This is a genomic window from Bradyrhizobium sp. C9, from assembly GCF_002532045.1.
GTDB lineage: Bacteria > Pseudomonadota > Alphaproteobacteria > Rhizobiales > Xanthobacteraceae > Bradyrhizobium.
Genome location: NZ_NWTG01000050.1, coordinates 1 through 11,402, shown reverse-complemented (window position 1 = coordinate 11,402; position 11,402 = coordinate 1). Strand labels below are relative to the sequence as shown.

Here is an 11,402-nt window from a genome sequence, read left to right as displayed (position 1 = left end):
GGCGACTATGCCGACCTCGTCAAGAAGGGCATCATCGACCCGACCAAGGTCGTGCGCACCGCGATCCAGAACGCTGCCTCGGTGGCCGCGCTCCTGATCACCACGGAAGCGATGGTTGCCGAGCTGCCGAAGAAGAACGCCGGCGGCCCCGCGATGCCTCCGGGCGGCGGCATGGGCGGCATGGACTTCTAAGCGACGAAGTCGTCCCGGACGCGGTGCAGCGCGAAGCGGTGCACCGCAGAGCCGGGATTTCGCTCAACGACAACGAAATGCAGAACCCCGGCAGCGATGCCGGGGTTTTTGTTTTGGGGCACACCGGGTTACGTACTGCAGCGCGGCCAATGCGGGATGCTTCACACGTTATACACAGCACTCTCCGTAGATATACGTTGGTCTGAGTTGACAATCTCAAAAAAATTTTGCGCGAGAGTCGCAAACCGAACCGACAGCGTCATCTTCGTCCCGCACAGTAAGCTCGGGACAAGATCGAAGCTCACTCAAAAATCCGAATCGAGCACGGAGCGTCAGCTCCCGTGACGCGAGCAAGCGTTGCGAGCAATGCTTTCGCGCGAGAAGGGGACTGCGCCTTGAGTGAAAGTGAAATGAAAGTCACGGTGAACGGCACTAACATCTTCGGAATGCCGTTGTTGGGTTTCCCGAAGATCGCATTGCCCGGAGTGGTCGGCGATCTAGCTGCGGAGAGCTTTGCCCGCGCCCGCACAGCCTCTGAACAGATGACCGAGGCGTTGAGCGAAACGTACTCGCGCAACGCGGGCGTCGCGACCGACTACGGGATCAAGGTGCTCGAAATCTCTCACGCCAATACCGCCTTCGCGTTCGATTTGTTCGCCCATCTGCTTGGCAGCGGGTCGGCGTCCGAGGTCTTGACCTTGTCCACCGAGCAAGCCCGCAAGGCCCTCGACCAGAACAAGGAATTGTGGGAGCTCGGCCAGAGGCTTGCGACAGACATGCGCGGGCAAGTCAAGAAGCACTTCAACAGGGCTCTCCATCATGTCGCCTGAGTAAGGACGGCGGGCCGGCTGGCACAGGAGGCTTACGGCTCCCCGCAGCTCTAAACCTTGATATAGTTGAACATGAGGTCGGTTGATTGCTACAACTGTTTTCGCGTCTTCCTTGACCCCACTTGGCTGACGCACCTTCCAAGTTGACGGCCCTGGCCCGCCCCGCCGGGGCCGTTTTCTTTGAGACCGTCCAGATGCGACAGCGCCAAATGCGCCGAAAGACTAGCGAGCCTGCGATTCAACACATGCGGATCGGCGTTGGACGCGAGACAAACTCAATGGTCATGTTTTTGCTAGCCCCCTCTGGTCGGCGGTGAGCGCGGCCGCCCGATCGGTTTGCGACATTTTCAACTGAGACCCGCGTGTCGGACGGCAAAAAGGTGACGCCGTAGTATCCTTCGGTTTTGGCCCAGTCTCTATCGCCCCGAGATAGTCTGGGAGATGCGGGGCTCGCGGGTCTGGCTCAGCAGAGGCACATTCCAGTGGGACTACACGAAGCCGCCCCCGATATCCGGAGATAGCGGCATCCCCAATTCCAGGCTTACCTATCACGGCTTGGACGGCATTTCCGGCGAGCTGTTCGCACGCTTGATAGTCCCTGGGGGATAATCCTGAAGGGCAACGTTGGCATCGGACGCTTCAAGAAGGGAAGGATGAACGTCGAGGATTCGAGCATCGGCAGCACGCCCTATAGCACACACTGTCAGATCTGGCCAACGGAGGTTCATGTACTACACCGCCGATGTCGGTTACGATTTATGCGTGGTGGCACCTCCAAGCTGGGCGCATTTATCAGTGGTACTTACTTCGGCCAGAAGTCGGATTCGATCGCATGCGTGCAGACAGCCTCGCCATATCGGGCATGCGCGGCTCCGGTCCGGCAAATCATCGGCAGTCAAGATACCAATCGGGTTACGCTGCGCGTCGGGCTTAACGTCGAGACTATGCTGTTTGAGGACCGGCGCGTGAGCGCAGATGTTGCTTACCTGCCATGGGCCGACTTCACCGGTCGCGATAACCATCTCCTCCGTCCTGAAACAACTTTCTGCGATCAGCGCGGGCAAGGTGGCGAAGGCGTACAGATCGAAGGAACGCTGTCGTACTTCCTCAGCAGACATTTCAGTATCGGCGTCGGCGCTCGGTACTGGGCAATGTGGACCAAGAACGACAGCGACGTCATATTCAACTGCGGCGGCCGAGGCACACTCATCCAGATCCCTGCACTCGCGAAGTACAGCATGGAGCGATGGGGGCACCTTCTTAGAGGCGTCCTACAAGTTTGAGTGAATTGGTCTGCAAGCGCGTAAGCCCTATAGTTAACCTAATCGGTGCAAGATGAAAGCCTGCAACGCCTGGCTGCGCGGCGCCGCTGCCTCAGGGCGAACCGCCCATGGAGGGCGGGTGCCGAGTATCGAGCAGCCTCCATGCCTTCTTTTTGGGCAAAGATGAGTCCAGATGAATCGTCGGCAGCCAATTCAAATGCAGAGATGGTTCTCGTACCTTTGTTACTCCGCAATCATCTTCTCTTCGCCCCCGCCCGCAATGGCAGCCGATGTACGGCGGGCCAGCATGCCAATGATGGACTGCGCGACAGTGAAGAACAGCAAGCAACGCTTGCTGTGCTTCGATAAAGCGGCCCAAGCCCTAAAGACAACTCGCCTTCTTAGGAAGTTGGGGACAGCTCATCTTAAAGAGATAGTTGCCAACCCCGGCCAGACCGCTCTCAAAATCCGTGATCCAGATCATCTTGATGTCGCCCCTGGCACTTTCATTGATAGGCTTGTCGAGATCCGCAACGTGAGATGCCTCTACTCGGCGGATGGCTACCGCTGCATTGCACATCGGCGCGGAATGGCTCCTGTTGTTTTCGCCCAGGCTGTCGAACCAGCGGCAGAACAGGAAAGGCTGAAAACCGAGTGCGCCCTGCTCGATAGCCTCCTGTCTGCCGCCTGCAAAAGGAATATTCGGGTAGTCACGACTGGCTACAGAGGAGATTTCTTGCGCGATTTTGCAAAGGGCCTTGTCCTGAAGGTGCCGAAAATTGAAATAATAGCGGCGTCGCCACCGACGCGATAGCTGAAAGTAAAAGTCTCGTCGCACGCGCCGGCAATTCAGCCCGAAAAGCGGCAAGTCCGAGCGTTGTCACAAGGAAGCCGCCAAGACGGCACGAGCTATCCTCGCCGGTCCGCCCCTTTTGACAGGAACAAACGGTCGACTTCTAACGTAAGACGCGTAAGTGCGCGACGACCGGTGAAACTCTGACAGTCGCGAATTCTGCTCCAGCACTTTGCAGTGGACGGCCTGAACGACAATTAACTCTTACAGGCACGCATGGGAGCTGCAGACGGGACTGCACTCGCCCGGACTCTTTGGGCACTCCACAACTCCTATGCTTTTTCCCATCACGATCAACAACGAAACGCCTTACCGGCCCCGTCTTGCCGGCGGCGGTCTTTGCATACGCGCAGCAGCCGATCTCGTTTCCACTCGGGCCACACATTCCGACCGCTCTTCATTATCCCTGTACTTCTCGCATGTTTCTATCTTCTTGCCTATCGACTCGCGGTCGACATGCTCGCTCTAGAACCCAAATGCATGCGAGTAAAAGAACAGAGCCGACATCAGCGGAATAATTTGTAGAAAGGTTATCGCATGCGGATTTGCTTCGGACATTTGGTTGGACGGCTAGTCATCCGGCCGCGGACGATCTCCGCATTCCACACCGCTGCGTGTCATCTCCCATATGAGATATGAAGAGCGCGGGGCATGATCCTTTGTACGAAACGTACCAATTTGAAGCCGGCAGAGCCCACTCGGGTAAGAAGCGAGAAAGTTCGTTCGTCGCGTACCATGCTGGTAAGAGCGAGGCCCTCAATGTTGCCATTGTATCAGCGCGGGGCACACATTAATTCATGCAGGACCAATCGGGCGCGTAGGCCATGGTGGAAAGGCTGGGAACGCACTATTTTTCAAAATGTCCCCGTTGTGGAAACAGCGGCTCTGACGATGCTATTCATAAATGTCCGAGCTGCGGAACAGTTTTTTGCGAAGAATGCGGAAAGTCGCGGCTCGGAGATGTATGCCCGTCCTGTGATGATGGCTTCGCGCCAGAAGTCGGGCAAATAAGATAGAGCGCGATTCTGCAACTTTTCATGATCGAGGTGAAACGCAAATGCGCCATCCACGAGGATGGCGACCAGCCTAGGCTTACTTCTCAACAGTGAGGGCCCCAGAACTTGGGCGCCGGGAAGCTATTGAGTGCGCCGCGCGCCGTTGATCAGCAGCTTGACCTCAACATCAACGGCGCAGCTAGCACCTAGGCGAGCGGCCCTGCTGTGCACAGAACACGACAAGGCCGCCGCCAAGGCAACAGCGCCGAGGACAACAGCACTGCGAAGTCCACTTAACCTGCAAGAAGTAAATTCACACGCAATCGACAACCTCTAAGGTTGATCTTGATAGCGCAGGCGTATCGTTGAAGCTCCTCAGAGAAGTCTCGGTCCCGTTGAGCCAGATGGATCTACGTACGATCTGTACCGTATTTACTGAGCCGATGCTGCGGGATCTGATAGCCATCATACAAATCGCGTTCGCACGAGGTATTTCGTGCATACCTGGCATCTTCTGACGTCTCTCTGCCGATCTTTTCAAAGTGGTTGATCGCCTAATGGAGAGATCCGCACTGTTGAGGTCGATTTGGGAGAACGAGAAGATGGTCGTTTCCAAAGCGAGGACCTCCTGTTGGCAACGATCCAATGCCTCCACAAGCCCGCGTGGCAAGGGCAGCTCAATGAGTTCCGCTACCTGGTGGGCGATGTGTGTATTGACACGCGGGCAATCGAGTCCTCGCGCGCCACAAGGATCCGAAGTGCGCGGCGCCCACTTGCTCATAAAGAGCAATAGTACGCTTCGTCCTGGATACTTTCAAAGATCTCGTTGACCGGCAGCACGGCTCGTACCCCGATAGATCGCGCTGTTCGCACCGTGCTCTTTGACTTCGACAGATGCAAGCCGGCAACGCGGAGCAAGTCGCTCTGTCAGCAGCCACTTGCTCGCGATGCCGTAGACGTGCTCGGCAAACTTTTCGCAGCCGACAGCAGGTAGCACAACGATATCCGCCACGCCGCGCCGCGCCGCTTCGTGGAACCATTCAAGCTCCGGATCGTCCGCAGCTACGACGGTCTTATGGTCAAACGTGTCTTCGAGCATCGCTTTCAGCTCTTTGAGGCCGCCAAAATCGACGACCCAATTCTTGTCGTCCAGGGTGTCGGCCTCGAACTCGAAGCGAAATGACAGCGCGTAACCGTGCAGCAGACGACAGTGTGACAGCGCGCGCCACTGGCGAAATGTAGCGGACAGTCCGATTTCATGACCGTACGTCTTCGTCGATAGGTAGGTCATGGTTGATCCTTGATCAGTACCGTAAATTCGTTGCGCAATGTCCTGTCGTCGCGAAAATCACCGCGCATGATGCTAATTTTCATAGTGGTGTCAGTCTCGCGAACACCACGCCAGATCATGCATTGGTGCTGCGCCCTAACGATGACGGCCAATCCCTTCGGAAGGATACGGCGTTCCAGTTCGTCCGCCAGCATAACAGCGGCCTCCTCCTGGATGTGCGGACGCGACATGATCCAGTTGGCAAGGCGTACAAATTTGCTGATACCGATCACTTTTTCACCGGGCACCACGCCAACCCACATGCGGCCGGTTATGGGTAGGAGGTGATGCGAGCACGTCGAGCGCACGGCAATGGGACCCTGCGTAGAGTTCGTTCAGGCCGCACGCGTTCGGGAAGTCCGTAACCTTGGGCGCGGACTCAAAGCGCCCGGCAAAAACCTCGCGCACGTACATCCTGACAATGCGCTTCGCGGTCGCTTTGGTGTTGTGGTCGCGGCTGGTGTCGATAACCAGGGCTTCAAGCACAGCCTGCACGTGCTGCTCGACCTCGGCTTGGATCACCTCAGTGTCACCAGGCAGCAGGTATTCTGCGATATTGTCGTTTGCCGCAAACGTCGCGCCGGCGTCGCGCAGGCGTTCACGAATGGCTTGCGTAGAGCTCATCAGAAATCCTGTGCCAGGAGCTTGACCTTTAGCTTCCGTGAACGACATGATCTGCGGTCGTCGTGAAGAACCACGGAGGGACCCGCAATGGACAAAGCGTCAATTGGGGGAGGTGCCTTACCGGGGCAGTGTTTGGTATCAATTTGCATACGATCGAGAACTTTCATCTCTCCTGCGTCGGTGACCGAGAGACCACTATTGCCGAAACGGTCCTTTATCGTCTCCCTGCAATCAGCATGCCGCAAAAGTATCTGTGCGAGACTTGCTTGAGGAAGAAATAATCAATGCATTGTGCCGCGCCGGCCGATCATTTGCGCTTTCGTGTCGGGATCCAGACATAGACGCCGACAAGCGGACACGATTGAAGCGCCAGCAAAAGCGGCCAAATCTTACCCGCCCCGAAGCCATCAGACGGCTAATCGACCCCGTGACTGGCGCGAAGAAATCGACGAACGGAACGCCTGAACGCATCAAGGTCGAAGATGTCGCTCGAATAACAGGCGAGAACAAGAGAACTATACAGGCAGCTGCAGCTCGGGACGAAATTCTTGGCCCGGGAAAGCTATTCAAGGTTTGGACATTTGACCAGGTCAAATTGCGCACATGGATCGCCACCAAGGAACGCGAAGCGTTGACGCGGGCTTGCGAAACTCATGGCCGCATGAAGCCGCGGCAAGCAACGCCCTCCCTGGCCAGGACGCCTTTAGCTTAAAGAACGCGTCTCAAGTCGTCGTGAAATGCGCGAATAGGAGGTTATCGTCTCGACTCGATCGCTCTCGACGAACGAGAGGATCCTGTAATTGGCTAGCTGTCGAATCCTAACCCAGTGGCCCCCTTCTGGCCGCGGAATCTATGGCTACCATTCCGGAGAGCTGGTCTCCAAACATGGTGACCGGTAAAGGATTCAGCACCGAGGAAGGAGATGGCTAATATCTATAGACTAGGGTTTCAGAGCGATTGAGCTCGGTTCCCGAGAGTCAAAATGCGGGGGAGGCCATACGCCTCTGAACAGCTTCCTTCTACGTACTGACATCCATCGGCTTTTTGACCTGGGATACGTGACCGTCTCATCGGATTGTCGGCTCGACGTCGGCAGCCGCTTGAAAGACCGTTTCGACAGTGAAGTTCGCGATGATCATGGTCCTATCTTGGAGAGGCGAGCTTTAGCTTCGTGATGAAACCCTGCGACGTGAAAACCGTCGGTTGGATCGAAATTCAGTTGCGTACGCCGATTTACAGCGGAAATCGCAGGTCATCAGGCGTTTTCATATAACCAAGACCCACAGCAAAAATCAGCTGATTGGAAAGTGCTCCATTCGGCTCTGGTTCGAGGTGTTCGGGAATCTCAGCTAGCCTTGTCTCTATCTAGCGGATCACAATTGTCACGCTGACACTCGTGGCGCAGAATGAATCAATTCCGATGCGGAGCAGACAGGAGAGAAAGATGCCGGTCATATCCACACGCCGCGCTGAAGTCACAGATGGCGGAACCGTCGCCCGCTTCGTTTATGCTCTCCAAGTCGAGCTCTTGGGCCGGATGGCCCCGGGGATCGAAATCGTCACGCAAAGCGCGGCGGCAGTTCTTGCAGATGTCAGCGTCGTCGCGGTGATCGCCTACGGAGACGGCGAGCCGGTTGGCGTCATGGTTCTAAACGAATGCACCGCGATCTACGCGGGCGGCAAGTTCGGAGAAATCTCTGAACTCTATATTTGCCCCGACATGAGGTCGCAGGGCATTGCGCCTCGTCTGATCGCGGTCGCTCTGTCCGAAGGACGCGCGCGAGGATGGAAGCGGCTGGAGGTCGGAGCACCGTGGCAGCCGAAATGGAAGCGCACCCTCGACTTCTATCTGCGCAATGGCTTCGAGGAAGTCGGCCCGCGGCTTTGCCGCATGATATGAGCTCCTATCGGCCTAAATCCGTCTGCCCGTCAGCTTCTGGAAAGCTGAGCGCCACACCATGAAAGCGCGGATGCCTAGACGGCGATGCCGCCCAGCGGCCGCAGTGGGACTTGCACCTTTCGGGGTACTCGATGCCGGAAGCAGGTTGGCACCAGAGGATAGACAGGATGGATTTCAACCCAACAGACCCAGCGAACACGAGCCCACGGCCCGACGCACCACCGTCCCCCGATTCAGCGGGCTTTGAGCATGGGAGCTAAGCGCATTGCAGGCGCTGGCCGAAGCCCCCGATTGCGAGCAGGATCGGAATTGGCAGGAGATCGCACCCGCGCCATCGCGGGCAGGGCCATCCCGAGCTGCGATTTCGGCAGCGATTCGATCTGGCAACACCTTGAACCCGAACTGATGCGTTATGGGCCATCGCGACCCGGCCCGTCCCGAGCAGGGCCGTCGTCGTAAGCGGGCGCTGGGCGGCCAGAACTCGAAAACTTCGTCCTGCAAAACAGACGTCGCGCCAAGGAGTTCTTGCGCGACTATGACGCGTGACTTTGCGCCGCGACTCTCTGACTTCTGAACGCAGCCAACCATCCGGTCAAATGCGGCCGGTTTCCGCTCGATCAAGAAAGCCGACAATGTTTGAAACACTAAGCCGTAAACCCAACGACCCCCTGCTTGCGCTGATTGGGCTCTTTGACGCAGATCCCCGACCAGACAAGATCGACCTTGGGGTCGGCGTCTATCGCGACGAGGCCGGTCATTCGCCGATCTTTCGTGCCGTAAAGGCTGCCGAGCATCTGATTTGCGAGACCCAGAACACTAAGGCGTACGTGGCGCCAGAGGGTGATCAAACATTCCTTGATCTTTTGTGGTCGTTGGTTGGCGGGCATACGGCAACCATCCACGCCTCTGGTGTGCAGACACTCGGTGGCTCGGGTGCTTTGCGGCTCGCTGCCGAGCTGATTCGCGGGACCGGAACGGGTAAGATCTGGCTAGGTCAACCGAGTTGGCCGAATCATGCAGGAATTTTCTCGGGTGCCGGTCTCCCGGTGGAGACTTATCCATTCTTTGATGTTGCCTCGCAGACCATTCTAGTTGACAGCATGATGAATGCACTACAACGGGCCGAGCCGGGCGACGCAGTTTTGCTCCATGCTTGTTGTCACAACCCGAGCGGCGCTGTGCTGACGGCGGACGACTGGCGTCGGATCACCGCGATGATCGCTGCGCGCGGGCTTACGCCGTTGATTGATCTTGCCTATCAGGGTTTTGGTGCCGGCCTCGACGAAGACGTCGCCGCGCTTCGTTCGACAATTTCTGCCGTTCCAGAGGCGCTTATCGCGCTGTCCTGCTCGAAATCATTTGGACTATATCGCGAGCGTACGGGCGCGGTGTTTGCGGTCGCCTCTTTGCAATCAGCTTCAGAGACTGCTCGGTCCAATCTTGTTGCTATCGCCCGCGCCAGCTACTCAATGCCGCCCGATCACGGCGCCGCAATCGTGAAGACCATCCTCAGCTCCCCCGAACTATGCCGGGACTGGCGCGAAGAGTTGGAATCGATGCGTCATCGCCTCCTCGCGTTGCGAAAATCTTTCGCCGACGCATTGGGAGCAAGATGGTCGAATGCCGTCGCCATCGGCTCGCAAGAGGGCATGTTTTCCATTCTGCCCCTCTCTCAGACCGAGGTGCTGAAACTAAGGGAAAAGCACGGCATCTACATGCCGACATCTGGCCGCATCAACGTCGCCGGCTTGAAGCGCAACGATGTGGCGCGTGTCGCAAGCGCGATCAAGGGGCTGTGAGTTCCGCACTGGGACATGGACCTTGATAGAGGCCTCAGACCGCTGTCAAAGGTTCGATCCCTCCTGGCCCGCCTGCCAGATCATCTCTCCAGGCGTATCCACGAACTCCTGCCTTTGAACTGGCGCCCTCAGAGCATCGCTCACGCCGCCTAATCGCAATCGGCGATCCGCCCAAAGCGACCTGACCAGGGCCCTCGCCGATGCGTACGCCTGACTTCAATCCGATCGAGAATTCCTTCGCCAAGCTCAAAGCGCTCTTGCGTCAAGCCGCAAAACGAACCGTCGAAGGCCTCTGGAGCGCGATTGGTGGCATCATTGATCTCTTCACAGCAACCGAATGTCGCAACTACTTCATCGCCGCAGGATACGCTGTAACATGATCGGCGAATGCTTTAGCTTGCGCCGCGGTCTCCTCCACGTTGGCGAGCTTCAGCTCGAACTGCTCCAGCAATGCGCGTCGCTCGGAGGACTGTCCGAACTGCTCGTGGCGGAGCTTCTTGATCGTGAGTTTGAGCTTCTCGATCAGCAAGGCCCCCTGGGCTTCGGCTTCCGCGGCCAAACAGGCGGCTCGCTTGGGCGAGCCCCCGGTGTAGTGTCCGGGAGAGCCACTCCAGCCAGCTCCATTAGCCCAAGCCGGGATGAGCCAGTCGAATCTGGAGGGACCGCCGATTGGCGACGAGGTTGTCAAGGTGCAGTGGCTCGTGCGCTGGCCGCTCTCCTTGGGCCAATCGTCGAACCAGCGCCCGCGTGCCGTCCACCACAAAGACGCCGCAATCATAGCTGTTCCGCTGCTGGGCCATGCTGGGTGACTCCAGGCGGGCACGCAGCCGTCGTGCGAGCTGCGCTGCCGCCTCGTGGTTGTGTCCCCGGACAGAGTCGTAGTGATAGGCAACCGGCTCTCCTTGCGTGTGGCAATCAAGGAGCAGCAGTGACCAATGCGTGCCGGGGCGATTAGGATCCATAGCGTCGTTCACTGGCAGGAACAGGAAGTCGGGACCATTACCATTTGGATCGTAGCCGATGCGCTTCAACGCGCGGCGCATGTCGGGCTCGGCGCCGAAGCGCAGTTGATAGTGAGCTGTCAGGGGGTCTACGAACTGCATCTGGGCGGCGAGTTCCGGACGGCCCCGCCGCAACTCCTCCGCCAGGAGCTCGTAATCCCTGTGGATATGCTTATCGCCCAGCCATTCCTTGGCACCGAGCTCTAGTCCACTGCGGCCGTAGGAGGAGGCTGTCGGATCCATAGCCCCGATTTGAGCACCGGCGGATGTGCGCGGGAAAGGCGCAGAACGAGCATCATCACGCAGCTCTTGCAGCGTGGGCGGATTGAGATCAATCACCTGCGGTCTGGGCGCATCCCGACCAACAAATGATACAGAACCGGCGTAGGTGTCTGAGCGAACCCTGGCAGGATCGGCTGGCGCAAGGTGATCATCGTCGCGCAACTCGGACGGCGGTGGCGCATTCAGATCAACAAATGGCTCAAGACCAGCGTAGGAATTTGAGCGAGCCCTGGCACGATCGGCTGGCGCAAAGTGAGCATCGTCCCGCAACTCGGAGGGCGTTGGTGCATTCAGATCAACAAATGGCTCAAGACCAGCGTAGGTGTCTGAGCGA

General features: G+C 57.8%; 11 protein-coding genes and 2 pseudogenes. 8 read left to right on the top strand and 5 right to left on the bottom strand.

Annotated elements, in window-relative coordinates; genetic code table 11:
- From groEL to CO675_RS40815, 4 genes and pseudogenes are all read left to right on the top strand, one after another.
- Positions 1–192: pseudogene (groEL, locus tag CO675_RS39325) on the top strand (chaperonin GroEL); the annotation flags it as partial.
- 410 nt (positions 193–602) lie between these two features.
- Positions 603–1,022 (top strand): phasin family protein, encoded by a 420-nt coding sequence (locus tag CO675_RS39320; protein WP_245453095.1) that lies wholly within the window; start codon positions 603–605, stop codon positions 1,020–1,022.
- Positions 1,023–1,675: 653 nt separating this feature from the next.
- Positions 1,676–2,305: a hypothetical protein gene (locus CO675_RS40310; protein ID WP_143279222.1), complete on the top strand. Its 630-nt coding sequence runs from the start codon at positions 1,676–1,678 to the stop codon at positions 2,303–2,305.
- A 310-nt stretch (positions 2,306–2,615) separates the two neighbouring features.
- A complete protein-coding gene (locus tag CO675_RS40815) occupies positions 2,616–3,098 on the top strand; it encodes a hypothetical protein (protein ID WP_158231377.1) in 483 nt (160 codons plus the stop codon).
- Positions 3,099–4,946: 1,848 nt separating this feature from the next.
- Here the strand turns inward: CO675_RS40815 and CO675_RS39300 are convergent.
- The 3 genes from CO675_RS39300 to CO675_RS41845 are packed head-to-tail and all read right to left on the bottom strand — an operon-like array spanning position 4,947 to position 6,086.
- The gene (locus tag CO675_RS39300; RefSeq protein WP_097677229.1) at positions 4,947–5,423 is read right to left on the bottom strand and encodes a 6-pyruvoyl trahydropterin synthase family protein; all 477 of its coding nucleotides are present in this window, start codon (positions 5,421–5,423) and stop codon (positions 4,947–4,949) included.
- Positions 5,420–5,725: a GTP cyclohydrolase I gene (locus CO675_RS41850; protein WP_283808139.1), complete on the bottom strand. Its 306-nt coding sequence runs from the start codon at positions 5,723–5,725 to the stop codon at positions 5,420–5,422. Before CO675_RS41850 ends, CO675_RS39300 begins: the two co-directional genes overlap by 4 nt.
- On the bottom strand, positions 5,700–6,086 hold the full coding sequence (locus CO675_RS41845) for a GTP cyclohydrolase I (protein ID WP_283808138.1): 387 nt from the start codon (positions 6,084–6,086) through the stop codon (positions 5,700–5,702). The genes CO675_RS41850 and CO675_RS41845 overlap by 26 nt, the downstream gene beginning before the upstream one ends.
- 956 nt (positions 6,087–7,042) lie before the next feature.
- Between CO675_RS41845 and CO675_RS41930 the strand changes: the two genes are divergently transcribed.
- The 4 genes and pseudogenes from CO675_RS41930 to CO675_RS39280 form a co-directional block, all read left to right on the top strand.
- A complete protein-coding gene (locus tag CO675_RS41930; protein WP_349644056.1) occupies positions 7,043–7,261 on the top strand; it encodes an HNH endonuclease in 219 nt (72 codons plus the stop codon).
- Between the two features lie 269 nt (positions 7,262–7,530).
- Positions 7,531–7,986, top strand: a complete 456-nt coding sequence (locus CO675_RS39290) for a GNAT family N-acetyltransferase (RefSeq protein ID WP_097677235.1) — start codon at positions 7,531–7,533, stop codon at positions 7,984–7,986.
- Between the two features lie 632 nt (positions 7,987–8,618).
- On the top strand, positions 8,619–9,785 hold the full coding sequence (locus CO675_RS39285; protein WP_097677228.1) for an amino acid aminotransferase: 1,167 nt from the start codon (positions 8,619–8,621) through the stop codon (positions 9,783–9,785).
- A 197-nt stretch (positions 9,786–9,982) separates the two neighbouring features.
- A pseudogene (locus tag CO675_RS39280) lies at positions 9,983–10,165 on the top strand (IS630 family transposase); the annotation flags it as partial.
- On the opposite strand, the gene CO675_RS42060 reads toward CO675_RS39280, so the two are convergent.
- Both CO675_RS42060 and CO675_RS39270 read right to left on the bottom strand, forming a co-directional pair.
- Positions 10,132–10,344, bottom strand: a complete 213-nt coding sequence (locus tag CO675_RS42060; protein WP_158231376.1) for an IS66 family transposase — start codon at positions 10,342–10,344, stop codon at positions 10,132–10,134. The pseudogene CO675_RS39280 and the gene CO675_RS42060 overlap by 34 nt on opposite strands.
- Positions 10,345–10,408: 64 nt before the next feature.
- The coding region (locus CO675_RS39270) for a Ulp1 family isopeptidase (RefSeq protein ID WP_245453094.1) at positions 10,409–11,402 on the bottom strand (994 nt) is incomplete at its 5' end.